At 43.2% G+C, this 243-nt stretch carries 1 protein-coding gene; it reads right to left on the bottom strand.

Going from position 1 to position 243, the window contains the following annotated elements; all coding sequences use genetic code 11:
• The coding region (locus SB765_RS32940; protein WP_410932938.1) for a carboxyl transferase domain-containing protein at positions 1 to 243 on the bottom strand (243 nt) is incomplete at both ends.

Below are 243 nucleotides of genomic sequence, written 5' to 3'. Positions count from 1 at the left end.
ATAGTTACCTGCACCGTATGAGCCACCGATTAAAATAGTAAATTTGGGCACATCGGCACACGATACCGCCATCACCATTTTAGCCCCGTGCTTAGCAATGCCTTCAGACTCGTATTTTTTACCAACCATAAAGCCAGTAATGTTTTGTAAAAATACCAGTGGAATGTTGCGCTGTGCACATAGTTGAATAAAGTGCGCGCCTTTTTGCGCAGACTCACTAAATAAAATACCGTTGTTGGCCAC

The sequence above is a fragment of the Pseudomonas sp. SIMBA_067 genome (assembly GCF_046534675.1).
Classification (GTDB): domain Bacteria; phylum Pseudomonadota; class Gammaproteobacteria; order Pseudomonadales; family Pseudomonadaceae; genus Aquipseudomonas; species Aquipseudomonas putida.
This window is presented reverse-complemented; position numbering and strand designations above follow the sequence as displayed.